This window comes from Pseudomonas sp. RP-B7, from assembly GCF_059803535.1.
Genome location: NZ_JAPFHC010000039.1, coordinates 27,105 through 52,331 on the forward strand (window position 1 = coordinate 27,105; position 25,227 = coordinate 52,331).

Below are 25,227 nucleotides of genomic sequence, written 5' to 3' on the forward strand. Positions count from 1 at the left end.
CAAACAGAAACATCGGAGGGGATAAGACTGATGGAGTGTCGAGGATAGACATGTGCATACAACTGTGGGAGCTGGCTTGCCTGCGATGCGGGCACCTCAGTCACTCAGACAGACCGAGGTGATGCTATCGCGGGCGAGCCAGCTCCCACAGGGTTTTTGCGGTATTAGTGGAACAGTACCGCCGTCTTCTGCAGGGTCACCCACACACCCCACGCCAACGGAATACCGACCACCAGCCACGCGGCAATCGCCAATGGCACGGTGCCGGGCGCCGCTTTCCATTCCAGGGAAGTGGTGGCGTCCGCGCCTTTGTCATGCCCCAGCGCCTGCTCGGCCGCCAGTTCGGCATCGGTCATGAAGTACTTGTCCGCCACCGGGCGGACCAGCATGTTGCAGACAAACCCCAGCACCAGCAGGCCGGCGAGGATATACAAGGTGATGTCGTAGGCCGCGGCACGTTCAACGCCGATGCTCAGTTGATATTCACGCAGGTAGTTCACCAGCACCGGGCCCAATACGCCCGCCGCAGCCCATGCGGTCAGCAGGCGACCGTGGATCGCGCCGACCATCTGCGTACCGAACAAGTCGGCTAGGTAAGCCGGAACCGTCGCAAAGCCACCGCCGTACATCGACAGGATGATGCAGAACGCCGCCACAAACAGCGCCACGTTGCCCAGGTGCCCCAGGTTCGGGATCAGCGCGTACAGGGCAAAGCCCAGGGCGAAAAACACGAAGTAGGTATTTTTACGGCCCAGGTAGTCGGAGAACGACGCCCAGAAGAACCGGCCACCGATGTTGAACAAGCTCAACAGCCCGGTGAAGCCCGCCGCGATGGCGGCGATGGACGCCAGTTGACCCGCATCCAGCTGGCCGAACGGCACATCCACGCCCAGCAATTTGCCGCCGAACACTTCCTGCAGCAGTGGCGAAGCCATGCCAAGGATACCGATACCGGCAGACACGTTCAGGCACAGCACCAGCCACACCAGACGGAATTGCGGGGTCTTCCACGCCACATTCACGTGCACGTGACGGTGGGTGATCATCGCATTGCTGGCTTTTTTCGCCGGCGCGGTCCAGCCCTCAGGCTTCCAGCCGGTCGGCGGTACGCGGTAGGACAAGGCACCGCCGATCATGAACACGAAATAGATCGCGGCCATCACCAGGAAGCTCTGCCATACCCCCACGCTGTCGGGCGTGGCGAAGTGGCCCATCAAGGCTGCCGCCAACGGGGCGCCCACCATCGCGCCGCCGCCGAAACCCATGATCGCCATGCCGGTCGCCATGCCGCGCTTGTCCGGGAACCACTTGATCAGGGTCGACACGGGCGAGATGTAGCCCAGGCCCAGGCCAATGCCGCCAATCACGCCGGAACCGATCCACATCAGCCAGATCTGGTGGGTGTAGATACCCAACGCCGAGATCAGCAGGCCGCCACACCAGCACAGCGCCGATACGACACCGGCCTTGCGAGGCCCGGCATGTTCCAGCCAGCCGCCCCAGATCGCTGCCGAGCAGCCCAGGAAAATGAAGAACAGGGTGTAGATCCAGCCCAGCATGGAAATGGGCCAGTCGCATTGGGACGAGAAGACTTGTGCGATAAAGCTCATGTCCGGCGCGCAGGCCAACGGCTTGGTGATCCCCAGCGCCTTCGACAACGGCAGCCAGAACACCGAAAAACCGTAGGCCATGCCGATGCACAGGTGGATAGCCAGCGCGGCCGGCGGGACCAGCCAGCGGTTGAAGCCCGGCTTGGCGATGATGCGCTCCTTGGACAGGAACGCAGGCTGTGCGGCAGTTAAAGCTGCCGCAGTGCTTGTGCTCATTGGTGTTTCCCCCAGTTGTTAGTATGTGTTCGTCAGGCGCTCTCTCCCTCGGCCTTGCACGCAAAGCGTTGGCCGTTGTTTTGAGTCAAGCTCCATTTGATGCGCGACGTTGTGTCGCAGAAGGCAGACGAACCCGCGCAGATTAGCACCTGTGAATGCCAGAAAAACCAAACTGACATCACCTTTTTCGGGTTATCTGTTTTATTTGACGCCAAAATCCCGTTTTGCTGGGCGTGGATACAATGTAACGATCGGCGAACTGACGTACGGTTACCGGCGGTATACTCTTCGGCTAAATTTTAATCTCGACATACAAGGACTCGCCCATGAAAGCGTTCGGCAAAATCCTGGGTCTGGTACTTCTCGGGCTGTTGCTGATCATTGTGGCGCTGGGCTTTGCCCTGACCCACCTCTTCGATCCCAACGACTATAAAGACGAGATCCGCCAGATTGCCCGCGACAAGGCCCACATCGAGCTGACGCTCAATGGCGACATCGGCTGGAGCCTGTTCCCCTGGCTCGGCCTTGAGCTGCACGAAGCCAGCGTGGCGACCCTGACCACTCCGACACAACCGTTCGCCGACCTGCAAATGCTCGGCCTGTCGGTGCGCGTGCTGCCGCTGCTGCGCCGCGAAGTGCAGATGAGCGATGTGCGCGTCGAAGGCCTGAACCTGCGCCTCAACCGCGACAAGCAGGGCCACGGCAACTGGGAAGACATCGGCAAGACCGTACCGGTCGCCAGCACCGAAGCGCCTGCCACTGCGCCCGCGCCTGCCGAGCCGGCTGCCGAGGCCAAGCCGGAGAAGCCGCCGCAGCCGATCCGCCTGGACATCGACAGCCTGACCATCAACAACGCCCGCGTGGAATACAACGACGAGCAGACCGGCAAGCAATTCAGTGCTGAAAGTATCCAGCTGAGCGCCGGTGCGATTCACGATGGCGCGAGCATTCCGGTGAAGCTCACCGCATTCTTCGGCAGCAACCAGCCAGTGATGCGCGTCAAGACCGAGCTCAATGGCAACCTGCGCATCCAACGTGCGCTCAAGCGCTACCAGTTCGAAGACATGCGCCTGAGCGGCGAGGCCACCGGCGAGCCGCTGCAAGGCAAGACCGTGACGTTCTCCACCCAAGGGCAGATTTTGGTGGACTTGGCGGCGAACATCGCCGAATGGACCAACTTGAAACTGTCGGCCAACCAATTGCGCGCCCTGGGCGAGCTGAAGGTCAACGACCTGGACAAGACAGCCCAACTGAACGGCGCCCTGTCCATCGCCCAATTTGACCTGGCCAAGTTTCTCGACAGCGTGGGCAACCCATTGCCAGCGATGGCCGAGGGCAGCCTGAGCAAGGTCGAGCTGGTCAGCCGCCTGGCGGGTACGCCCACCAGCGTGGTCCTCGACGACCTGAACCTGAAGGTCGATGGCAGCACCTTCACCGGGCGCATTGCCGTGGAAGACTTCGCCAAGCAATCGCTGCGGGTCCAGCTCAAGGGCGATACGTTCAACGTCGACAATTACCTGCCGGCCAAGTCCGAAGCCGCCAAAGGCGCAACCGCCGCACGCCAGGCCGAAGTGCAGGACAGCGAAGCCGGGGCCATGGCCGCCGGTGGTACCACACCGCTGCCGGACGCACCCACCAAAGGCGCCTGGAGTACCGACAAGCTGCTGCCCGTGGCACGCCTGCGCGCGCTGGACGTGAATGCCGACCTGGCCTTCGGCCAATTGACCTTGAGCAAGCTGCCGATCCAGAACGCGGTGCTCAAAGCCACCGGCATCGACGGCCAACTCAAGCTCAGCACCCTGAGCGGCAGCCTCTACAACGGCTCCTTCCAGGCAACCGGCAACCTTGACGTGCGCCAGGATATTCCTGTGTTGGCGCTGCAAAGCCAGATCAGGCAAGTGCCGGTCGAGCGCATCCTGCAAGCCCAGGGGCAAACGCCGCCGGTGAAGGGCCAGGTCACCCTCGACAGCAACCTCAGCGGCCGCGGCAACAGCCAGAAAGCCCTGATCGACAGCCTCAACGGCACCGCCAGCTTTGTGATCAACAACGGCGTGCTGCTCAACGCCAACCTCGAACAACAGCTGTGCACCGGCATCGCCCTGCTCAACCGCAAGACCCTGAGCAGCGCACCGCAAGGCAAGGACACGCCGTTCCAGGAACTGCGTGGCAACCTGACCTTGCGCAACGGCGTCGCCAGTAACCCGGACCTGAAAGTGCGCATCCCGGGCCTGACGGTCAACGGCAACGGTGACATCGACCTGCGCGTGCTGGGCATGGACTACCGCGTGGGCATCCTCGTCGAAGGCGACCAGCGCGAAGTACCGGACCCGGCCTGCCAGGTGGGCGCCAACTTCCAGGGGATCGAAGTGCCGCTGCGCTGCCGTGGCCCGCTGGAACTCGGCGCCAAGGCTTGCCGCCTGGACAAGGACGGCCTCGGCCAGGTCGCTATCAAGGCCGCCGGCAACAAGCTCAGCGACAAACTTGAAGAGAAGCTCGACAAGGTCAACCCGCAGCTCAAAGACGCGCTCAAAGGTCTGTTCAAACGATGAGAAACGAGCAGTTTTCAACGGCGGTGCTGGATTGGTACGACCGCCACGGTCGCCACGACCTGCCCTGGCAACAGGGCATCACGCCTTATCGGGTGTGGGTCTCGGAGATCATGCTGCAACAGACCCAGGTCAGCACCGTGCTGAATTATTTCGACCGTTTCATGGCCTCGCTGCCGACGGTCGAAGCCCTGGCCGCCGCACCGGAAGACGAGGTGCTGCATTTGTGGACCGGCCTGGGCTACTACACCCGCGCACGCAACCTGCAAAAGACCGCGAAGATTGTGGTGGCCGACTATGGCGGCGAGTTTCCCCGGGACGTGGAAAAACTCACTGAGCTGCCGGGCATCGGCCTGTCTACCGCCGGCGCAATCGCGAGCCTGAGCATGGGCCTGCGCGCACCGATCCTCGACGGCAACGTCAAGCGCGTGCTGGCACGCTTTACCGCGCAAGAGGGCTACCCGGGCGAACCCAAGGTCGCCAAGCAGCTGTGGGCCACGGCAGAGCGCTTCACACCCCATGATCGCGTCAACGCCTACACCCAGGCGATGATGGACATGGGCGCCACCCTCTGCACCCGCAGCAAACCCAGCTGCCTGCTGTGCCCGCTGGAAAAAGGCTGCGAAGCCCACATGCTCGGCCTGGAGACCCGCTACCCGATCCCCAAGCCGCGCAAGACCATCCCGCAGAAGCGCACGCTGATGCCGATGCTGGCGAACGCCGAGGGCGCGATCCTGCTTTACCGCCGCCCATCGACAGGGCTCTGGGGTGGGCTGTGGAGCTTGCCGGAACTGGACGACCTGCAAGACCTGGAACACCTCGCCCACCAGCACGCGCTCGAACTGGGCAAGCAACAGGAACTGCCGGGGCTGGTCCACACCTTCAGCCATTTCCAGCTGGCCATCGAACCCTGGCTGGTACGGGTCGAGGAATCCGCCCATCACGTGGCCGAGGCCGACTGGCTCTGGTATAACCTCGCCACCCCGCCGCGCCTGGGCCTTGCCGCCCCGGTCAAGAAACTGCTGAAGCGCGCGGCCGATGTTTTGAATGCAGGAGTGTCGTCATGACCCGCACCGTAATGTGCCGCAAGTACAAAGAAGAACTGCCAGGCCTGGAACGCCCTCCGTACCCAGGTGCCAAGGGCCAGGACATTTACGAGCATGTCTCTGCCAACGCCTGGGGCGACTGGTTGAAACACCAGACCCTGCTGATCAACGAAAAACGCCTGAACATGATGAACGCCGAAGACCGCAAGTACCTGGCAGGCGAGATGGACAAGTTCTTTTCCGGCGAGGATTACGCCAAGGCCGACGGCTACGTGCCACCTGCTCAATAATTGATCAAAAACCGGGGTCGGCACGTAAGCGACGGTAATAATTAAATATTTTTTGAAAACTTGCTTGACGACCCCCTGAAAAACCCGTTTAATGCGCCCCGTTGCCCAGATAGCTCAGTCGGTAGAGCAGGGGATTGAAAATCCCCGTGTCGGCGGTTCGATTCCGTCTCTGGGCACCACTAATTAGTTTTAGGTGGTGCGAACATCATCTGAAACACACAAGAAACCCGCCTAGTGCGGGTTTTTTGTTGCCCGGGATTTATTGAGCTGCATCGGAGCAACCTCTGTCGCCCCGAAGCCCGTCATCTCAATCACTCAAGCAAAAACACCATCAACGGATTGTCATTCAACCGCCCGCTGTACACCGGCGCCTGATGTTCCAGCGGCGTCCCCGCCAGCAGCTTGGTTTCCTTGCGCGCCACGATCACCCATGCCGGCTTTGGCAACGTAGCCAACCGCTCGACCTCGCTCCCCGCGACAAACAACGGCTGCTCATCATGATCCAGGTTCATCATGTAGCGCACCGCCCAGGTATCCCGGCCGAGATTGACAAACACCAACGGCCCCGGCTGCTTCACCCGTAGCGCTTCCACCTCGCCAACAAAGGTGCGGGTGTCGAATTGCAGATCCTTGGCCGGACCGATCACGGCCACCAGCAACAGCCATTGCGCCGCCAATGCGATCGCGCTGAGCCCCACCAGACGACGCCAGGCGATCACTGCCGCCACTTGCAGGACCAGCAGCGCGCCTATCAGCAGCGGCAACGAAACGTCCGGCCAATAACCGTGCTTCTGCCACCCATGCCGACAGACAAAGACTACAACCACGCACAACGCCGGTAGCGCCACGACAAGCCATTCGTAACACCTGCGCACGCCAACGAGCCAGCCTTGCGCCTGGAGCAGCCCATAGGCGGCGACAGCGGCAAACATCGGCACCATGGGCAGGATGTAATAAGCGCGCTTGAAGTGCGGCACCGATAGCCCGAGCAGGATCATCAAGCCGCAGGCGCCCAGGCGCACCACCCTCTGCACGTCGTCATTCACAAACCGTTCAGACCAGCGATGGCGCAGCGCGATCAACGTTGCCAGCGCCAGCGGCACCACCGGGAAGTAGCGGTACACACTCAACTGGAAGTAGAAGTAGAACGGCTCGCCACTTTCATCGAGGCGCCCGCCGACCTGCATCTTGAACACTTCGTCGGCAAAGGCATCGCCACCGCTGATCCGCGCCAGCTTCACCAACAGCCACCAGCACGCCGCCAACAGCAGCACGCCAACCACACCATGGATCAGCACCTGCCTGACCCGCTGCCCGGGGCGGCTCAACGCCCAGTACACGCACACCACGCCACAGACTTCGATCAACCCCAGCGGCCCGCGAATCGCAAAGCCGAGGACGAACAGCGGGAACACGGCGAGTTGGCGCCAGCGCGATCCCAAGCGCTCACCCGTGTGCAACAGGTAGAAACTGCCGACACAGAGCAGCGACACCATCTGATCCAGGCACACCGAACGCGACTTATCGAGCAACTGCGCAGTGAGCAACGTCAGCAGCACCGTGAGCAGCGCCCATTGCCGGCTCGAAGGCACCAGCAGGCGATAGATCAGGGCAACGGTGCCGGCAGACGCGAGGGCGGTGGGCAGGATATTTGCCAGGTGGTTGGGCGCACCAAACAGCCGGGCAAACACAAAACTGAAGAAGGTCGCGGTGCCGGGATAGTCCGCGTAGGGCTGACCGTAGGTGGTCGGGAAAAAACTCGCGCCGTGGCGAAACATTTCCTGCAGGAACAACGCCCAGCGCCCGTCAAAACCCTGAGGCTGCTGATCCCAGATCCCCAGGGTAAACAGCAGAGAGGCGAGCAAGAAAATGCCCAGGGACTCCAGGCGAAAACGGTTGTGGTGATCCATCGGTTGACCCGTCAGGTAAAGAGTGCCGACTTATGGTGCCGGCCACCCTGCTGAATAGCGCCTGAACAGACTCACATTTACCGACGCACGGGCCATACCAACGCCGGGATCAGACGCACATAGATCAATTCACCGACCAACTCGATCAGGGTTTGCAGGATCACCGCCGTCGCCGCCAACCCGCGTACACCCTCGGGCAGGGCCAGCGCCAAGGGCAACACCACCAACGAGTTGCGTGTCGATGCGCTGAACGTCACCGCACGCGCCGTCAACGCCGGCAACGCACAGACACGCGCCGCCAAAGCGCCCATCAGCGGCGCCAGCAACAGGAAGCCCAGGTAGACCGGAATCACCGGCAGCAACAGGCTGAAATCACGCACCACCGCAGTGATCTGCGAGGCGATCACCACAAACAACACCAGCGCCATGGCCGGCACCGGCAACCAGGCCCAGGCGTTGTTCCACGCATTGATAACGGTCGAGCTGCGCGCCAGCGCCGTGGTGCCCACCGCCAACACCATCGGCACCACAATCAACATCAGGAACGCCTCGACGAAAGGCCCCGCCTCGACCACCACCCCAGACTGCGGCCCCAGCATCAACCCCAGGTACACCGGCAACAGCGCCAACTGCACCAGCAACAACACCGGCGTCGCCGCGAGCATCAGCCGCGAGTCGCCCTTACCCATATGGGTAAACACCACCACGTAATCGATGCACGGCGTCAGCAACACCAGCAACGCACCCAGCAATAGCGCCGGGTGCGCGACCAAGCCACGGGTCAACGCCCACACCAGCAACGGCACCAGGATGAAATTGACCAGCAGCAAAGCCGACAGGAAGCGTTTGTTGCCCCAGCCCTGGCGCAGCTTCAGAAACGGGATTTGCAGGAACATCGCGTACATCAGCACGGCGATCGCAGGTGTGACCAGTGCGCCAAGGCCATTGGCCGATGAGGGCGCGAGCAGGCCGAAGGTGGCTGCCAGGAGGACCGTGATGAAGTAGAGGGGGATCTGATGGTGTTCGAGGGTGTCGCGGGTCATGAAAGCGCCCTGGCTGATCGCAAAGGCAACAAGCCTATGGATCTATTGGCAAAACGGTCGTAGCTGGCAGCCGGCTCTTCTGTTTCAAACTCTGAAACGATGGGAGAAAGTGGGATGCTCATAGAGACCTCCAAAGTGGGTGCCTGCCAGTCTGATCGGACCATGATCGGGTGTCGTTCCTCTAGGATATATGGCTCTATCAGTGAGCGCCGAGATTAGTGGGGCCGCCGAATGGCACACACGTACTGGCAAGCTGGCCAACTGTTGCTAAAAAAATAAAAACCGACATAGGCAGAAAACCAATGAACTTGAATGACGCCTCTTCGCGAATACCACTCGCAACACGCAACCCAGGGCAAAGCACGCCCTTCAAGGAACCCGCTGCCGACAACCACCTCATCGGCGGCTTCACCTGGCGCCATCTGCGCACCGACTTCGGCCGCCCCGTCGTCATCATCAACGCCGCCACGTCCCTGCGCTGCCGCTATTACTCGCGTTTCGCCGACTACCTGTTTGCCAACGGCCTCGACGTCATCACCTACGACTACCGTGGCATCGGCGAATCCCGCCACGGCTCGCTAAAGGGCTTCAAAGCCTCGTGGTCGGACTGGGGCGTGCTGGATTTCGAAGCGATCTTGCAGCGCGCGCAACGGGAGTTTCCAGGCCAGCCGATCGACGTCGTCGGCCACAGCTTCGGCGGCTGTGCGGCGGGGCTGGGAGCCTCAGGCGCGGCGATCCGCCGGATTGTTACCGTGGGCGCCCAATTTGCGTACTGGCGCGACTATGCAGCGAGTGAACGCTGGAAGATGTTTGCCAAATGGCATGTGGCAATGCCGCTGATGACCGCGCTGTGCGGATATTTCCCCGGCAAACGCCTGGGCTGGATGGAGGACACGCCGGCAGGCGTGGTACGCGACTGGAGCACCCCCACACCCCGCTACGAAACACGCCCCAGCGGGCGCGGCTTGCGTGAGTTGCCCTTCAGCCAGGTGCAAGCGCAGATACTGGCCATCAGCATCACCGATGACCCATTCGGGACCGTAGCAGCCATCGAGCGGTTACTGGGTTACTTCGACAACAGCGAACGCACCCATCTGCGGATAGCGCCTGAGGACATCGGCGAGAAACAGGTCGGGCATTTCGCATTTTTCCGTAGTGAGTATCAGGACCGCTTGTGGCCGATTGCACTGGCTTGGCTGCAAAACGGCCAATTAGCAGCGGATACCCTTGGGATTTCCCGCAACCTGCGCTTCAATAGCCCACTCTGAACCCTAGGACGTCACACCCATGGCCTCGCCAAACAAGCAGCAAAAACGCGCCCACCGGGCAAAGGCCAAGGCCAAGCAGAACCGCACCCAACGCGCCGTTGCGAGCAAGCCGGACGCCTTTGCCGGCGATGACAGCCGCATTGACCTTGAGTCGGTGGATTTGACCGAGCTGTTCGTAGAGATGCGCACCGCGGGAGAAAGCAACCAGCAGGCATTGTGCGCCGCGTTCCTGTCGCACCCGCTGCTGGCGGTCGTGCTGGAACAGGAAGGCGAAGAAGAAGCCACCGACTTTATCCTCGCGGCACTGATCGAATATCGCCAATGGGCCACAGATAGCGATGATGAAGCGGCCGCCTTGGCGTGGATCGAATCGCCGCAGTTCCAGGCGGATTACGTGGCGGCGTCCCAGGCACTGGCCAACTCAGCAGACTGACGCAGAACCAAATGTGGGAGCGGGCTTGCTCGCGAATACGGTGTATCAGCCAACTGATTCAGTGACTGACACTCCGTATTCGCGAGCAAGCCCGCTCCCACATTTTTGAACGCATTCCGTCAGCTAGTGACTGCTGCGCCTACTCTCTGCGCCTTGCGACGACTGGCCACCAACAGCCCCGCCGCCACCACCAGCAAGCTCAGCACGCCAGTCGCAATGATCTCGACCCGGTGTGCTTCCTGGAACAGCATGATGGTCAACGTACCGACGATGAACACCATCACCGCGTAGGTCAGGCCCGGGAACAACCACATCTTGAAGACAATCTTCTCACCCGCCGCCGTACGCTTCTGGCGCATGCGCAATTGCGACACCGCGATCACCAGGTACACCAGCAGCGCGATCGCGCCGGAGCTGGCCAGCAGGAATTCGAACACCGCCGCCGGAGCGACATAGTTGGCAAACACCGCCAGGAACGCAGCGCCGGTAGACAGCATCACCGCCCAGTAAGGCGTGCCGCTGCTGTTGGTGCGCTTGGCCACGGCCGGTGCATCACCGCGACGACCCAGGGAGAACAGCATGCGCGACGCGGTATACAGGGCCGAGTTCAGGCAGCTGGTCACGGCAACCAGGACCACGATGTCAACGATCATCTTGGCGTTCGGGATGCCCATGCGTTCCAGCACGGTCTGGTAGGAACCTACGGCTGCCAGGGTCGGATCGTTCCATGGCACCAGGGACACCACGATGAAGATCGACAGCAGGTAGAACAAACCAATCCGCCAGATCACCGAGTTGGTAGCCTTGGTTATTTGCTGGCCAGGGTTCTTCGATTCAGCGGCAGCGATGGTAACGATCTCGGTACCCATGAAGGAGAACATGGTGGTCAGGATCGCGGCCAATACCGCGCCCATGCCGTTAGGCATGAAGCCTTGGGTGTCGAACAGGTGCGAAACACCGCTGACCTGACTGGTCGGCAGGAAGCCAAAAATTGCCGCCAGGCCGAGGATCACGAAGCCCACGATCGCGACCACCTTGATCAGCGCAAACCAGAACTCGAACTCGCCGTAGTTCTTCACGCTGAACAGGTTGGTCGCCGTCAGCAGCAAGGTGATGACCAAGGTAAAGGCCCAGATCGCAATGTCCGGGAACCAGGCATGCAGGATGGTCGCGGCGGCGTTGGCTTCCAGTGGAATCACCAGCACCCAGAACCACCAGTACAGCCAACCGATGGTGAAACCGGCCCAGTGACCGATGGCGCGGTCGGCGTAAGTCGAGAACGAACCGGTGTCCGGTGACGCCACGGCCATTTCGGCCAGCATGCGCATCACCAATACCACCAGCGTACCGGCGGCGGCATAAGCCAGCAGCACAGCAGGGCCGGCGGCAGCAATCGCGTGGCCGGAGCCAACAAACAAACCGGCACCAATAACGCCGGCAATCGACAGCATGGTGACGTGACGCGGTTTGAGCCCCTGTTCGAGGTCATTGGAGCTTTGCGTACTACTCATTGACACACCTTTGCGAGGAATTGCGAAAACGGTCCGCCCGGCCTGAGCTCTTTCTCGTGAAAAGAAACCAACAGGGCGTTCTTTATTTTTTACGCAATATTTGCGCCAAAATGTTACAAACCCTCAATTGACGCGGGCTGTAGGACAATTCAACAGCCGTCGCAACTCATTGAGAACACTGAGATTCCGCTATAGCGTTACCGTGCGACTCACTTTTAAACGAACGCGCGCACCAAAAACACACACAAAAAGTACGTGACGCTCCATAACAGGGCTGATAAGCACCGTTTGCCCGATTGACCCTTCCAACACCCGGCCAAAGCTGGCACCATCGCGCCCTTTTTTACGCGAAGCCTGCGGGTTTTCCGGTTCAAACGGCTGTTCGGTTGTAGATGGCGCGACACGCCGCTGTGCCGATGCGACACCCTGCCGCACACAGCCCGTCAACCGTCCGCAGCGTTGTTGGCTGCCATCCAGACGCTATGCTAGCTTGGCGCCTCGCCAGGAAGGCGGCCCAACAGCAAGCACGCAACGAACACAATGAGGACCGCACATGGCCGAGGCCACGCCCGCGCTTGAAATCCGCAACTTGCATAAACGCTATGGTGAGCTGGAGGTACTCAAAGGTATCTCGCTGACCGCTCGCGACGGCGACGTGATCTCGATCCTGGGTTCCTCCGGTTCCGGCAAGTCCACCTTCCTGCGCTGCATCAACCTGCTGGAAAACCCGCACCAGGGCCAGATCCTGGTGGCCGGCGAAGAGCTCAAGCTCAAGGCCGCAAAAAACGGCGAGCTGATGGCCGCCGACGGCAAGCAGATCAACCGCCTGCGCAGCGAAATCGGTTTTGTGTTTCAAAACTTTAACCTGTGGCCGCACATGAGCATCCTCGACAACATCATCGAGGCCCCGCGCCGTGTGCTCGGCCAGAGCAAAGCCGAAGCCATCGAAGTGGCCGAAGCGCTGCTGGCCAAGGTCGGCATCGCCGACAAACGCCACGCCTACCCTGCGCAACTGTCCGGCGGCCAGCAACAACGGGCGGCCATCGCGCGCACCCTGGCGATGCAGCCTAAAGTCATCCTGTTCGACGAGCCCACATCCGCCCTTGACCCGGAAATGGTCCAGGAAGTACTTAATGTGATCCGCGCGCTGGCCGAGGAAGGCCGCACCATGCTGCTGGTCACCCATGAAATGGGCTTCGCCCGCCAGGTGTCCAGTGAAGTGGTGTTCCTGCACCAGGGCCTGGTCGAGGAGCAAGGATCGCCACAGCAGGTGTTTGAAAACCCGCTTTCGGCGCGCTGCAAACAATTCATGTCCAGCAACCGCTAACGGAGCAACATGCATGCAGAACTATAAAAAATTCCTTCTGGCCGCCGCCGTCTCGATGGCGTTCAGCGCCACGGCCATGGCAGAAACCTTGAAGATGGGGATCGAAGCGGCTTACCCGCCCTTCAACAATAAAGACGCCAGCGGCAACGTCGTGGGCTTCGACAAAGACATCGGCGACGCCCTGTGCGCCAAGATGAAAATCGAGAAGTGTGAAGTGTACGTGTCCGACTGGGACGGCATCATCCCGGCCCTGAACGCCAAGAAGTTCGACTTCCTGGTGTCCTCGCTGTCCATCACCGATGAACGCAAGCAGGCCGTCGACTTCACCGACCCGTACTACTCCAACAAGCTGCAGTTCATCGCACCGAAAGCCACCAAAGACTTCAAGACCGACGCCGGCTACCTGAAGGGCAAGATCATCGGCGCACAACGCGCGACCCTGGCCGGTACGTACCTGGAAGACGAGCTGCCGGACACCACCTCCAAGCTCTACGACACCCAGGAAAACGCCTACCTCGACCTGATCTCGGGCCGCCTCGACGGCATCCTCGCCGACAAGTACGTGCAGTACGAATGGCTCAAGAGCAAAGACGGTTCCGCCTATGAGTTCAAAGGCGACCCGGTTGTGGAAAGCGACAAGATCGGCATCGCCGTCCGCAAGGGCGACCCACTGCGCGAGCGCCTGAACAAAGCCCTGGCAGAGATCAAGGCCGACGGCACCTACAAGAAGATCAACGACAAGTACTTCCCTTTCAGCATCGAATGATCTGAACGGTATGCCCGACGCGCTCACTAGAGCGCGTCGGCTTTTAGCAATGCCTTGCGATATGAAAACACCATGAATTTCGATCTCTACGGATTCGGCCCCGCGCTTGCCGCCGGCGCGCTGATGACCGTCAAACTGGCGCTCACGGCCCTGTGCCTGGGGCTGGTGCTCGGCCTGGCCGGCGCCTTGGCCAAGACGTCCCCGTACAAGCCGCTGCAGTGGCTTGGCGGCGCTTACTCGACCCTCGTGCGCGGCATTCCCGAACTGTTGTGGGTGCTGCTGATCTATTTCGGCACGGTCAACCTGATGCGTGCCCTGGGCGAGTTCTTCGGCAACCCCGACCTGTCCCTCAGCGCCTTTGCCGCCGGGGTGATCGCCCTGGGCCTGTGCTTTGGCGCCTACGCCACCGAAGTGTTCCGTGGCGCAATCCTCGCCATTCCCAAGGGCCACCGCGAAGCCGGCGTGGCACTGGGCCTGTCGAAGTTTCGGATCTTCACCCGCCTGATCATGCCGCAGATGTGGCGTATTGCCCTGCCGGGGCTGGGCAACCTGTTCATGATCCTGATGAAGGACACCGCGCTGGTCTCGGTGATCGGCCTTGAAGAAATCATGCGCCACGCGCAGATCGGCGTGACCGTCACCAAGCAGCCCTTCACCTTCTTCATGGTCGCGGCCTTCATGTACCTGGGCCTCACCGTCCTGGCGATGACCGCCATGCACTTCCTGGAAAAACGCGCCGCCCGCGGCTTTGCAAGGAGCACCCAATGAGCGGCGACTACAGCTGGCTGGCGCATTTCGACCTGGGCCTGAACTGGGCCGTGATCATCAAATGGCTGCCCAAACTGGCCCAGGGCGCAACCCTGACCCTGGAACTGGTGGCCATCGCCGTGATCGCCGGCCTGCTGCTGGCGATCCCGCTGGGCATCGCCCGCTCCTCGCGACGCTGGTACGTCAGCGCCCTGCCCTACGCCTACATTTTCTTCTTCCGTGGCACACCGCTTCTGGTGCAGCTGTTCCTGGTCTACTACGGCCTGGCGCAGTTCGATGCGGTACGCGAGAGCTTCATGTGGCCGTACCTGCGCGATCCGTTCTGGTGTGCCACGGCCACCATGACCCTGCACACCGCCGCCTATATCGCCGAGATCCTGCGCGGTGCGATCCAGGCGATCCCGCCGGGTGAGATCGAAGCGGCACGCGCCCTGGGCATGTCCAAGCCCAAGACGCTGTTCTACATCATCCTGCCGCGCGCCTCGCGCATCGGCCTGCCGGCGTACAGCAACGAAGTAATCCTGATGCTCAAGGCCAGCGCCCTGGCCAGTACCGTAACCTTGCTGGAACTGACCGGCATGGCGCGCACGATCATCGCCCGCACCTACTTGCCGGTAGAGATCTTCTTCGCCGCCGGGCTGTTCTACCTGTTAATGGCCTACATCCTGGTGCGCGGCTTCAAACTGCTGGAACGCTGGCTGCGCGTCGATGCGTGCCAAGGACGTTGAAGCGCGCTTCGCGGCGCTCGATGCATTCCTGATCGAACACCAAGGGCTGTGGCGACCACGGCCCTTCACCCACCGGCAATTACCCTGGGAAGCCGAACACCCCGCGCTCTCCCAGTGGCTGCGCCAACGTTCGCTGGCTGACGCCGAAACCGCCCACAACCAGCCCCACGACCTGCCCGCCCCGGCCCCTTTTCCACAGCTTGCCGCCCAGGCTCTCGCGCTCAGCGCTGTGGATAACTTGCCGAAGGTGCCCCTTGACCCGGCTCACCCGCGCCTGCATGTCGACGTGCCCGGGCGCAAGTGGCAACAGATCGAAGCCTTCGGCGCGGCCCTGTCATTTGCGGCAACGCCAACGCACTGGCTGGACTGGTGCGCCGGCAAGGGCCACCTCGGCCGCCGCCTGCTGCACACCGGGCAACAATTGACCTGCCTGGAATATGACCCGGCCTTGATCGCCGCCGGCCAAGCCTTGAGCGATCACCACGGCTTGCCCGTGACCCATCGCCTGCAAGACGTGATGGCCGACGTGCCGCTCAGCGCCGAACACACCCCCGTCGCCCTGCACGCTTGCGGTGACCTGCACGTACGCTTGCTGCAAGCCGCCAGCGCGGCTGGCTGCAAGCAACTGGCACTGGCGCCATGCTGCTACAACCGCATCAGCGCAGACCGCTATCAAGCCCTGTCGGGCCTGGGCCGCGCTTCGGCGTTGCAGCTGTCGATCGACGACCTTGGCCTGCCCCTCAGCGAAACCGTGACCGCCGGCGCCCGCGTGCGCCGCCAGCGCGACAGCTCCATGGCGCGGCGCCTGGGCTTCGACCGACTGCAACGTGAACTGCGCGGCTGCGACGACTACCTGCCCACGCCGTCATTGCCCAGCGCCTGGCTGGACAAACCCTTCGCCGACTATTGCCGGGAGCTGGCGACCCTCAAAGGGTTATCCACAGGCGCACAGGATTGGGCGGCACTGGAAGCCCACGGCTGGCAGCGCCTGGCCGAGGTCAGGAACCTGGAATTGCTGCGTGGTCTGTTTCGGCGCCCGCTGGAGCTGTGGCTGGTGCTGGATCGGGCACTGTTTCTCAGCGAAAACCGCTACCGGGTTGAAGTAGGCAGTTTCTGCGAACCGGCACTGACGCCGCGCAACTTGATGGTGCTTGCCGAGCGCGATTAAAGGGCAAAATTGTCGCAGCCCAGCCTGTGGATAACTCTGTTGATGAATTCTTTTCAGCGCCTGTCGCGGCCTACGCTGAAGGCAAAAAGCCACGCTGGTCATTTTTTGTGCACAGAATAAAAAGCACGCAAAACAGGCAGTTGCGGCGTGTTGAGAACAGCTCCACAAAATCGTTGTTTACCCTCGACCGCAACCTACCGATTGTGCATAAGCATCTGGCGCCATGCGTCTAACAAGCGGTTCAGGGCGTGGTTTTCGGGCGGATCAGCAACTGACAAAGTTCATTGAGATCGTCGCTCGCCAGGCTCTGGCCCAGGTTATCCAGCGGGTCCGAACCAAAGGCCAGGGCTTCGCTGATGGACGGATCGCGGTGCACGACCTCCAACAGGCTGTCACCCAGACGCAGCTTGAAGGCTTCGAGCATGTCCAGGCTGAACGCCGAATGCTCGTCCAACTGGTTGATCACGAAGTGACAACGCGGCGGGAAATTGCGCGCCAGATAGGGCGCCAGCAACGCATCCATCTGATCCAAAGTGCCCAGGCACGCGGCGTCCGGCTGGACCACGACCAGCACAATGTCGGCCACGTTCAACGCTTGATGCAGGTACACATTATTGCCGGCCGGGGTATCGACGATCACCGTGTGGCGCTCGCTCAAGCCCAGCACCGACAGGCGCTGCGCCAGCCACTTGGGTTCACGTGTGAGCCAGTGCTGCAGGTTGTCCTGCTGCTGGGGGTCGGTGTCACCAAAGGGCATCACCTCGCAACCGGCGAACCCGGTGTGCAGCACGTTCTGCCAGGGTCCGTTGACCAGGCTGGTGCGGCCGATGCCGGGCAATTCATGATCCACACCGAAGTGCTGGCGCAAGGCGTTCTGCGGGTCGAGGTCGAGTGCCACCACCGACTCCCCCAAACGCTGCAGGCCGCTGCTCAAGGCCGTGACCAGGGTACTGCGGCCGACGCCGCCGTTGACGGACACCACAGCGACCACGTTCGGGCGCGGTGCGGTTTCGTCAAAGGCCAGGGGTTGTTCGTGAGCATATGGCGTGTTGGGGCTGAAACGTGAACCGTCTTTCATGTTCACGCGAGTGCCATCATCGAACGGAACGGTGCCGAAAAAGTGCAGCCGAGCATTGCGCCCTTTCGGGTCGCGGGACACGCTCTTGCCGAACAGGGCAAGCAGATCATCAGTGCGGCTCATGGCCGGAGCTCCTTCACGGCGCGAATAAAGACGTGGGAGGTCGGCAAGAAAACAAGGGGGCTTACCGCAGTCTTTTTGTAGGCGCTTTCGTTGAGACATTTTGTGACAGCGCTCGGCAAGTGTCATTATTTTGATGATATTCGCGCAAGCCTTTCAGACGAGCGGAAAATAGTCACTTTAATGACGCCTAGTTCGCGTAAATTCAGCCCCGTGATTCCACCGTGCCATTGTTTTTTACCCGCCAGCACCGCACCATTGCCGCACCTTCAATGCTGCAAGCTTGGATATTCGCAGTGGCGATACGCTTTAAATTCCCTCGGTTTCTCTACGGCCTTGCCATCACCCTGCTGCTGGGTGGCGGCCTGCTGGGCAATTTGCTTGCCGATTGGGATTTCAGCCAGATCAGCCGCCGCGCCGAGTCGCTTTACGGCCCATTGGGTGCCGGGCGTCAACGCATCGATGCCTGGCAACAATTACTCTCGACGCAAAAGCAGATCGGCGAGCTTGAGCAACTCAAAGTGGTCAACTTGTTCTTCAACCGCCAGTTGCACTACGAGGAAGACATCGACCTGTGGCACGAGATTGATTACTGGGCGACGCCCATTCAATCCCTGTGGAAAGGTGCAGGTGACTGTGAAGACTATGCCATCGCCAAATACTTCAGCCTGCGTAACCTCGGTATCCCCGCGCAAAAGCTGCGGATCACCTACGTTAAGGCCTTGCGCCAGAACCGCGCGCACATGGTGCTGACCTACTATGCCAGCCCCAACGCGATGCCACTGGTACTGGACAGCCTGATGGACCCGATCCTGCCCGCCAGCCAGCGTACGGACTTGTTGCCCGTCTACGCGTTCAACGGTGAAGGGCTGTGGCTGACGGGTGCTGCGGGCAACAAAAAAGTCGGTGACACCAAGCGCCTCTCGCGTTGGCAGGATGTCTTGAAGAAAATGACCGCCGAAGGGTTTCCGGCCAGTTCGGATAATTAACAGGAGCTACGATGTCACTGTTCAAACAATTGCTGATCGCTATCTGTGTGTTTCTCGTGGTCGCCTTCAGCGGTAGCTTCGTGGTCAGCCTGGAAAGCTCGCGCTCGCAGTACGTCAACCAGTTGCGCTCCCACGCCCAGGACGCGGCCACCGCGCTGGCGCTGTCGCTGACGCCAAACATCGATGACCCGGCGATGACCGAGCTGATGGTCAGCTCGATCTTTGACAGTGGCTACTACGCCAGCATCCGTGTGATCGACCTGAGCAACGACCAGGTACTGGTGGAACGCGCCGCCGAGCCCGACGCCAGTGGTGTACCCGCCTGGTTTGTGAAGATGATCGGCCTTGCGCCAGCCGGCGGTGATGCCATCGTCAGCCGCGGCTGGCAGCAGGCGGCGCGCGTGGAGGTGGTCAGCCACCCGATGTTCGCCCTCGCCAAACTGTGGCAGAGCGCCTTGGGCAGCCTGGGTTGGCTGCTGCTCTGTGGTGCGGCGAGCGCGATCCTCGGCGCATTGCTGCTGCGTCGCCAACTCAAGCCGTTGGACTACATGGTCGAACAATCCCACGCCATCGCCCGACGCGAGTTCCTCAGCCTGCCCGACCTGCCGCGCACCCCGGAACTGCGCCGTGTGGTGCAAGCGATGAACCAGATGGTGGAGAAGCTCAAGGCACTGTTCCACGAACAGACCGAGCGCAGCGAGAAGCTGCGGGTGGAGTCCTACCAGGACAGCCTGACCGGGCTGGCCAACCGACGCTATTTCGAGATGCAACTCAACTCCCGGGTCAGCAACCTGGAGGAGCACAGCTCGGGCTACCTGCTGATCCTGCGGGTCAACGACCTCGCCGGCCTCAACCAGCGCTTCGGCGGGCAACGCACCGACCAACTGCTGCAAGCCGTCAGCCAGCTACTGGTGCGCACCTGCGCCAAGTACCCGGAGACCCACAACCTGATCACCCGCAGCCGTGGCGGTGAGTTCGCGGTACTCGCACCGGGCCTGGTGCGTGACGAAGCCCTGCAACTGGCCCAGGAACTGGAAGCCACCCTGCAAAGCCTGCACGAAACCGGCGCCACCGACATGCAGACCGTGGCCTACATCGGCCTGGCCCCCTACAACGCCGGCGACGCCTCGGCCGACCTGTTGATGCTGGCCGACCAGGCCCTCACTCAAGCCGAAGCCAACAGCGGCCAGAGCTGGGTCTGCCTCGAACACCACACCGCCGGCACCGTCAGCGATGACCCGCACAGCTGGCATACCCTGCTTGACGATGCCCTCAAGCAAGGACGTTTCCGCCTGTTCTTCCAGCCAGTGGTGAGCAGCGCCGATACCCAGCGGGTGCTGCACTACAAGGTGTTGTCGCGTTTGCTGGACAACCAGGACCAGACCATCGCCGCCGGCCACTTCCTGCCGTGGCTGGAGCGCTTTGGCTGGACCGCGCGCCTGGACCAAGTGATGCTCGACCTGGTGATCAAGCAACTGGCCCAGCATAACCAGTCGGTGGCCCTGAACCTCTCGGCCGCGACCCTGAACGACCCGCAGGCCCTGGAACGCATCTTCGAACGCCTGGCCCAGCACCCGACCCTGGGGCCGCGCCTGATCCTGGAGATCGGCGAAGAACAAGTGCCCGAGCAAACCCAGCTGGAGTTGATGATCCGGCGCATGCGCAACCTCGGCTACAGCCTTGGCCTGCAGCGTTTCGGCGGGCGCTTCAGCATGATCGGCAACCTGGCGCACCTGGGCCTGGCCTACCTGAAAATCGACGGCAGCTACATCCGCGCCATTGATCAGGAGAGCCACAAACGGATCTTTATCGAAGCGATCCAGCGGGCCGCCCACAGCATTGATTTGCCGTTGATTGCCGAGCGCGTGGAAACCGAGGGTGAATTGCGGGTGATCCGCGAGATGGGCGTGGAAGGGGTGCAAGGCCAACTGGTCGGTGAACCGGCGCCCTGGAAGTAAAACGTTGAAGCCTCATGCCTCCTTGACGCTGATGCCGTGAAGGAGGTGTGCCCGGTTCAGATCAAACCGGTTTCATCATCATTGATCAGCTCGCTCAAACCGCCCAGCGCCGCCCGTGCCTGGGTCCGTTCCAGGAACTTGGCCTGTGCCGCCGGTGGCAAGTCAGTGATGCGAATCACGCCTTTGGACGTCAGCACCTGAATCAAGTCATCCAGCACTCGAATCATCTCAAGGTCACTGCTCTTGAGCTGCTTGAGGCTGTTTTCGATCTCGTCCCCGGCAAACCACGCCTGGATATCATGGTGATCCGCCGGTAGCGTCTCGGTGGCTTCCGCGTAGGCCTGCGCCTCGACGCGCACCAAAGCGTTGTTTTGATCGCGTTGCACGTAGAACATCAGCGTTCTCCCAATAAAAAATCCCTGCAGGCGCCGCGTACGACGCCCACAGAGATTACACACTTTTTCCCGCAGCCGATGCCAAGGGGGCGCCAATCCCGAAAGATTGACGCCCCCGTGGTGATCAGTCGTGGTGCTTGACGGTCAGGTCGCCACCGGCGATCAGGTTGTTGATCGCGGTGCTGCCACTGCCCCAGTTCGCGCCATCGACCTTGATCGTCACATCGGCCGTGCCGCCGCTGGCGGTGAACGAACCGGTGCTGCTCACGCTCAGCGTCGAGTTGCCCGCCGAGTCGGTGGTCAACTTCAGGTAGTTCGCCAAGTTGGTGTCGTTGTTGCCTTGCAGCAAGTCGGACAGGTCCAGCTTGTCGCCTTCGCTGTGCTTGAAGTCCTTGATCTGATCAAAGCCGCCGTTGGTGTTGGTGTCGCCTTTGAGCCAGACGAAGGTATCGGCACCCGCGCCGCCGGTGAGGATGTCGTTACCCTTGCCGCCGACCAGGATGTCGTTGCCTGCGCCGCCATTCAAGGTGTCGTTGCCGCCTTGGCCGAACAGGATGTCGTTGCCGGCATTACCGATCAGGCTGTCGTTGCCATCATTGGTGTTGTAGATGTTCGACGCGTTGGCCAACGCCCCCACGTCCTGCACGTGCTCAGTGATGTACTGGTGCAGGGTGCGGTCATCGATCTGGTCGACGGTAGTGGACAGCTTCTCGGCGGCGAACGCCTTGAGTGCCGCACTGCCTTCCTGGCCTTTGTAGCTGATCAGGTCGCCGAACAGGATGTCGTTGCCCGAACCACCGGAAATGCTGTCGGAACCCGCATCGGCGGTGTGGCCGGTGATGGCATCCGCCAGCTTCGCGGTATCAATGTTGGCAACCACTTTGTCGGTATCGAACTGCTTGAGCACGGTGCTATCGATGTCCGAACCCAGGCCGATCGCCTCGACCACTACTTTGCCGGTGACCGCGTTGACCAAGTCGTTGTAGGCGGTCTTGGCGTTCGCCAGTGCGGTGCTGGAGCTCTGGTAGACCGACGCAACGTCGAAGCCGCCATTGCTGTTGGCCACGACCGTGCCCTCGAAGTAGCGGCTGCCACGGCTGTCGTAGGAGTAAACGTTACCGCTACCGTCGACGATCATCTGCGACTTGCCATTGATCGTCGTATAGAGCGCGTTGCTCTGGCCCAGGACGTAATTGGAGTTATTCACAACGCTGTCAAAGTAGACGGTCGAACCCCAGAAGCTGGTCGTGCCCAGGTTCGGGTTGCCCTGCACGTCGGTGTACACGTTCGGCGAACCGTCGGTGATGAAGTACGTGAGGTTTTTCGCGCCGGTGTTGCTGGTCGCGTCGCTGCTCTTGAACCAATCGGAGGCCGCTTTGAACGCGTCCTGGTAGTTGGTCATGTCGCTGGAATTGGACACCATCTGGTTCAACACAGCCTGCAAGGCAGCCTTGGCAGCCGTCTTGTCGGCCAGGTTGACCGAGACCTGCGACTCGACACGGGTGTCGAAGTCGACCAGCAGCACTTTCACCACGCCCGAGTCTTTATTGCCGGCATTGGCAATCAAGGTATCGAAGATGCCCGAGAGTTGGTCCTTGATCGACTTCATGGCCGAGGAGCCGATACTGCCCGAGGTGTCGACCAGGAACGCGATGTTGTAGTTGGTGCCCGCAGTGGTGATACCACCCTTGTCGCCGACCACAACGTTATTCGCCGAGCTCGAACCCAGGTCGATGGTGTCGGCAGCAGCGCCGCCTTCGGTGACCGGGGTGTAGACCTGCGGCTGAACGGTAATGGTGCTGGTAGCGACCAACGAACTCAGGCTGTTGCCGCCTTCGTTGTCCGTCACCGAGATCTCGACCGTACGATCGCCCAGGGTCGGGTACTTGCTGGTGCTGGAATATTGGAACGACTCCAGCAGTGCCTTGTAAGTCGCCGAATCCGCGGTGCCCGAGAGGGTCAGCACGATTTTGCCGCTGACGTCGGTGCCGACGCTGGTCAGGGTGATGCCTTTGTACGTACCGCCCACCGAAACCAGGCTCGAGCTGAGCTGATCGCCGGCACTCGCGTTTTTCAGGGTGATGGTCGCGTTTTGCATCTGGGTACTGTCGACGTCGCCGATAGCGACGACGCCAGTGATCGCCACACCCGCGGCGGCACGTTCGGTGTACGCCGTGTTGTAGCCGGTGGCGACAGCACCGTCCGCAGTGCTGAGGTCCAGGGTCGGCGCGTCGTTGACCGCGGTGATCACGATGCTCACTTTGCCGGTCGTTACCGCTTCAACCCCAGTGCTCAACTCTTTGGCGGTCGCTTTCACGGTCAGGTCGAAGCTGGCGGTCGAATCCTTGAACGGAGTGACCGTCAGGGTTTTCAGGTTCCAGGTGCTGACGTCGTACAGCGTGGTACTGCCGGTCGAGGTGATGCTGTTGCCAGTGGTGCCATCGGTGATCACGGTGCCTTTGGGCAGACCGCTGATTTCCACCTTGTGGGATTCCGAGCCGTCATTGTCGACAAACGTCGTGGTGATCGGGCTGACCTTGATCGCGGTGTCTTCCAGGCCACGGTTGTAGACGTAGCCGGTGTAATAGCCTTCGCCATTGACCACGTGGCTGTCGCCGAGCACCGCACCGGCGGCTTTCAACGCATCCACGCTGGTGTAGGTCTGCACGCCGCTGTTGCCCAGGGACATCGACGGGCCGTTGTTGATCGACACGTTGACGTCGTAGTTGCCCCCGCCGGCCTGGTTGTAGTGGTAGATGTCGAGGGTGTAGTAGCCCGACTCGGTCGGCGTGTAAGCCGTGCCGGTAATCGCGCTGCCCTTGCTCCAGGTCTCGGTCGCAACCAACTTGCCGCCCACGGTGATAGCCAGGCTGTCATCGGCTGTACCCGTGAAGGTATAGCTCTTGCCGGCTTCCAGGTAGATCAGGCCAGAGACCTTGGTCGCGGTGCCTTCCACTACGTTGCTGTTGCTCACGTTGCTGGTCACGCCAGTGGACGCGGCGCTGGCAGCGGTTTTGGCGTCGATGACCTTGATCAGGTCGTCGGCTTTGGCCACGCCATTACCGTTGGTGCCCAATGCGCTCGGCAGGTTGCCGCCGGTCCAGGTCTGGATGACCAAGCCGGTTGGTACCGCGTTGAACGCATTGATCGTGACGACAGGCACGTCCGTCACCGGGTGGATGTCCACGGTGATGGTTTTGGTGTCGCTGTAAGTGTTGCCGTCGGTGGCCTGGAACTTCAGCTCGGTGTAATCACCTTGCTTGTTACCCACGCCGGTGCCGCCGAAGCTGTTGTCACCCGACTCGTTGGCCGCCGGGCTGTAACGCACGTTGTGGTTGTCGAAGTCAGCCTGGCTGAACGACTTGCCGGCCGAGGTATCGGTCTTGAGGTCAGCGGTGGTGAGCGCAACCCACACGCCGTTGACTTTGTACTCGATGGAACCGGCAGGCAGGCTGGTGAACACCACTTTCGGGCTCGCCGAGTCTTCATCCTTGACGCCAAAGGTCGCCCAGGTCAGTTCGACCGGGGTGTCTTCGTCGCTCTGGATGTAGCCGTTGGTAGCGGTTGGCGTGTCGTCGACCAGGGTGACCGTCGGCTGGCCAGTGCTGTGGGAGCTGGCGTTGTCGGCGTCGGTCACGGTCAGGTCGATCTTCGGCAATTGGTTGCCGGCGTTGACCCAATCGGCGCCCTTCTGCGTCAGCACGACGTTGCTACCGGACAGGCTGTAGTAGCCGTCGGTGTTGGTGCCAGTGGTGAAGGTGATCTTCAGCTGGGCAACAGGAGTTTCTTCGTCGCTCGCGGAGAACGTACCGGCCACGGTGCCGACTTTAGCGGTGTCTTCAACGATGGTGGTCGCCGTGATGGCGATCACTGGCACGTCGTTGTGCAGGTTGACCACTGGCTGCGCGTTGTTGCTGGAGTGCAGGCCTTCTGGATCGGTGACGGTCAGGTCGATCTTCGGCAGCTGGTTGCCAGCGTTAACGAAGTCCGCGCCTTTCTGGGTCAGCACAACGTTGTTGCCGGAGATGCTGTAGTAGCCATCGGCGTTGCTGGTGCC

General features: G+C 61.4%; 19 protein-coding genes and 1 tRNA gene. 13 read left to right on the top strand and 7 right to left on the bottom strand.

Going from position 1 to position 25,227, the window contains the following annotated elements:
- Positions 1-164 precede the first annotated feature (164 nt).
- Positions 165-1,826: an OFA family MFS transporter gene (locus OPU96_RS25585; protein ID WP_226457622.1), complete on the bottom strand. Its 1,662-nt coding sequence runs from the start codon at positions 1,824-1,826 to the stop codon at positions 165-167.
- 326 nt (positions 1,827-2,152) lie between these two features.
- Here OPU96_RS25585 and OPU96_RS25590 point away from each other — a divergent pair, with 326 nt between their 5' ends.
- From OPU96_RS25590 to OPU96_RS25605, 4 genes are all read left to right on the top strand, one after another.
- A complete protein-coding gene (locus tag OPU96_RS25590; protein ID WP_498559928.1) occupies positions 2,153-4,375 on the top strand; it encodes an AsmA family protein in 2,223 nt (740 codons plus the stop codon).
- Positions 4,372-5,439 (top strand): A/G-specific adenine glycosylase, encoded by a 1,068-nt coding sequence (gene mutY, locus OPU96_RS25595; RefSeq protein ID WP_192298416.1) that lies wholly within the window; start codon positions 4,372-4,374, stop codon positions 5,437-5,439. The genes OPU96_RS25590 and mutY overlap by 4 nt, the downstream gene beginning before the upstream one ends.
- Positions 5,436-5,708 carry an oxidative damage protection protein gene (locus OPU96_RS25600; protein WP_192298417.1) on the top strand — a complete coding sequence of 91 codons (273 nt, stop codon included), beginning with the start codon at positions 5,436-5,438 and terminating at the stop codon, positions 5,706-5,708. Before mutY ends, OPU96_RS25600 begins: the two co-directional genes overlap by 4 nt.
- Positions 5,709-5,811: 103 nt before the next feature.
- Positions 5,812-5,887: transfer RNA gene (locus OPU96_RS25605), tRNA-Phe, on the top strand.
- Between the two features lie 132 nt (positions 5,888-6,019).
- Here the strand turns inward: OPU96_RS25605 and OPU96_RS25610 are convergent.
- Positions 6,020-7,618, bottom strand: coding sequence for an ArnT family glycosyltransferase (locus tag OPU96_RS25610; RefSeq protein WP_498559929.1), 1,599 nt, complete (start codon positions 7,616-7,618; stop codon positions 6,020-6,022).
- A gap of 77 nt (positions 7,619-7,695) precedes the next feature.
- The gene (locus OPU96_RS25615) at positions 7,696-8,661 is read right to left on the bottom strand and encodes an arsenic resistance protein (RefSeq protein ID WP_305391898.1); all 966 of its coding nucleotides are present in this window, start codon (positions 8,659-8,661) and stop codon (positions 7,696-7,698) included.
- A 302-nt stretch (positions 8,662-8,963) separates the two neighbouring features.
- On the opposite strand from OPU96_RS25615, the gene OPU96_RS25620 reads away from it, so the two are divergent.
- Positions 8,964-9,929 carry an alpha/beta hydrolase family protein gene (locus OPU96_RS25620; protein WP_305391897.1) on the top strand — a complete coding sequence of 322 codons (966 nt, stop codon included), beginning with the start codon at positions 8,964-8,966 and terminating at the stop codon, positions 9,927-9,929.
- A 19-nt stretch (positions 9,930-9,948) separates the two neighbouring features.
- Complete coding sequence (locus OPU96_RS25625) at positions 9,949-10,362, top strand: hypothetical protein (protein ID WP_498559930.1); 414 nt, start codon at positions 9,949-9,951, stop codon at positions 10,360-10,362.
- A 119-nt stretch (positions 10,363-10,481) separates the two neighbouring features.
- Here the strand turns inward: OPU96_RS25625 and gabP are convergent, their stop codons facing one another.
- Positions 10,482-11,873 carry a GABA permease gene (gene gabP / locus OPU96_RS25630; protein ID WP_226457616.1) on the bottom strand — a complete coding sequence of 464 codons (1,392 nt, stop codon included), beginning with the start codon at positions 11,871-11,873 and terminating at the stop codon, positions 10,482-10,484.
- A 553-nt stretch (positions 11,874-12,426) separates the two neighbouring features.
- On the opposite strand from gabP, the gene OPU96_RS25635 reads away from it, so the two are divergent.
- From OPU96_RS25635 to OPU96_RS25655, 5 genes are all read left to right on the top strand, one after another.
- Entirely contained in the window at positions 12,427-13,200 is a 774-nt protein-coding gene (locus tag OPU96_RS25635) for an ABC transporter ATP-binding protein (protein ID WP_010213906.1), read from the top strand.
- A 13-nt stretch (positions 13,201-13,213) separates the two neighbouring features.
- Positions 13,214-13,966 (top strand): ABC transporter substrate-binding protein, encoded by a 753-nt coding sequence (locus tag OPU96_RS25640; protein WP_226457615.1) that lies wholly within the window; start codon positions 13,214-13,216, stop codon positions 13,964-13,966.
- Between the two features lie 72 nt (positions 13,967-14,038).
- On the top strand, positions 14,039-14,734 hold the full coding sequence (locus tag OPU96_RS25645) for an ABC transporter permease (RefSeq protein WP_017738340.1): 696 nt from the start codon (positions 14,039-14,041) through the stop codon (positions 14,732-14,734).
- Positions 14,735-14,772: 38 nt separating this feature from the next.
- Complete coding sequence (locus OPU96_RS25650) at positions 14,773-15,462, top strand: ABC transporter permease (RefSeq protein ID WP_026013808.1); 690 nt, start codon at positions 14,773-14,775, stop codon at positions 15,460-15,462.
- A complete protein-coding gene (locus tag OPU96_RS25655) occupies positions 15,443-16,630 on the top strand; it encodes a methyltransferase (RefSeq protein WP_498559931.1) in 1,188 nt (395 codons plus the stop codon). Before OPU96_RS25650 ends, OPU96_RS25655 begins: the two co-directional genes overlap by 20 nt.
- Positions 16,631-16,871: 241 nt before the next feature.
- On the opposite strand, the gene bcsQ is transcribed toward OPU96_RS25655, so the two are convergent.
- On the bottom strand, positions 16,872-17,831 hold the full coding sequence (gene bcsQ, locus OPU96_RS25660) for a cellulose biosynthesis protein BcsQ (protein WP_498559932.1): 960 nt from the start codon (positions 17,829-17,831) through the stop codon (positions 16,872-16,874).
- A 269-nt stretch (positions 17,832-18,100) separates the two neighbouring features.
- On the opposite strand from bcsQ, the gene lapG reads away from it, so the two are divergent.
- Positions 18,101-18,817 carry a cysteine protease LapG gene (gene lapG, locus OPU96_RS25665; RefSeq protein WP_305392746.1) on the top strand — a complete coding sequence of 239 codons (717 nt, stop codon included), beginning with the start codon at positions 18,101-18,103 and terminating at the stop codon, positions 18,815-18,817.
- A gap of 11 nt (positions 18,818-18,828) precedes the next feature.
- Entirely contained in the window at positions 18,829-20,775 is a 1,947-nt protein-coding gene (gene lapD, locus OPU96_RS25670; RefSeq protein WP_498559933.1) for a cyclic di-GMP receptor LapD, read from the top strand.
- A 56-nt stretch (positions 20,776-20,831) separates the two neighbouring features.
- Here lapD and OPU96_RS25675 read toward each other — a convergent pair whose 3' ends face one another.
- Positions 20,832-21,170: a tryptophan synthase subunit beta gene (locus OPU96_RS25675; RefSeq protein WP_226457611.1), complete on the bottom strand. Its 339-nt coding sequence runs from the start codon at positions 21,168-21,170 to the stop codon at positions 20,832-20,834.
- A gap of 124 nt (positions 21,171-21,294) precedes the next feature.
- A partial coding sequence (locus tag OPU96_RS25680) for a type I secretion C-terminal target domain-containing protein (protein ID WP_498559934.1) occupies positions 21,295-25,227 on the bottom strand: 3,933 nt, incomplete at its 5' end.

What these genes read in the sequence shown, in the direction of transcription:
- OPU96_RS25585 (WP_226457622.1), bottom strand. Translation starts at nt 1,826, where the DNA reads ATGAGCACAAGCACTGCGGCAGCTTTAACTGCCGCACAGCCTGCGTTC.
- OPU96_RS25590 (WP_498559928.1), top strand. Translation starts at nt 2,153, where the DNA reads ATGAAAGCGTTCGGCAAAATCCTGGGTCTGGTACTTCTCGGGCTGTTG.
- mutY (WP_192298416.1), top strand. Translation starts at nt 4,372, where the DNA reads ATGAGAAACGAGCAGTTTTCAACGGCGGTGCTGGATTGGTACGACCGC.
- OPU96_RS25600 (WP_192298417.1), top strand. Translation starts at nt 5,436, where the DNA reads ATGACCCGCACCGTAATGTGCCGCAAGTACAAAGAAGAACTGCCAGGC.
- OPU96_RS25610 (WP_498559929.1), bottom strand. Translation starts at nt 7,618, where the DNA reads ATGGATCACCACAACCGTTTTCGCCTGGAGTCCCTGGGCATTTTCTTG.
- OPU96_RS25615 (WP_305391898.1), bottom strand. Translation starts at nt 8,661, where the DNA reads ATGACCCGCGACACCCTCGAACACCATCAGATCCCCCTCTACTTCATC.
- OPU96_RS25620 (WP_305391897.1), top strand. Translation starts at nt 8,964, where the DNA reads ATGAACTTGAATGACGCCTCTTCGCGAATACCACTCGCAACACGCAAC.
- OPU96_RS25625 (WP_498559930.1), top strand. Translation starts at nt 9,949, where the DNA reads ATGGCCTCGCCAAACAAGCAGCAAAAACGCGCCCACCGGGCAAAGGCC.
- gabP (WP_226457616.1), bottom strand. Translation starts at nt 11,873, where the DNA reads ATGAGTAGTACGCAAAGCTCCAATGACCTCGAACAGGGGCTCAAACCG.
- OPU96_RS25635 (WP_010213906.1), top strand. Translation starts at nt 12,427, where the DNA reads ATGGCCGAGGCCACGCCCGCGCTTGAAATCCGCAACTTGCATAAACGC.
- OPU96_RS25640 (WP_226457615.1), top strand. Translation starts at nt 13,214, where the DNA reads ATGCAGAACTATAAAAAATTCCTTCTGGCCGCCGCCGTCTCGATGGCG.
- OPU96_RS25645 (WP_017738340.1), top strand. Translation starts at nt 14,039, where the DNA reads ATGAATTTCGATCTCTACGGATTCGGCCCCGCGCTTGCCGCCGGCGCG.
- OPU96_RS25655 (WP_498559931.1), top strand. Translation starts at nt 15,443, where the DNA reads ATGCGTGCCAAGGACGTTGAAGCGCGCTTCGCGGCGCTCGATGCATTC.
- bcsQ (WP_498559932.1), bottom strand. Translation starts at nt 17,831, where the DNA reads ATGAGCCGCACTGATGATCTGCTTGCCCTGTTCGGCAAGAGCGTGTCC.
- lapG (WP_305392746.1), top strand. Translation starts at nt 18,101, where the DNA reads ATGCTGCAAGCTTGGATATTCGCAGTGGCGATACGCTTTAAATTCCCT.
- lapD (WP_498559933.1), top strand. Translation starts at nt 18,829, where the DNA reads ATGTCACTGTTCAAACAATTGCTGATCGCTATCTGTGTGTTTCTCGTG.
- OPU96_RS25675 (WP_226457611.1), bottom strand. Translation starts at nt 21,170, where the DNA reads ATGTTCTACGTGCAACGCGATCAAAACAACGCTTTGGTGCGCGTCGAG.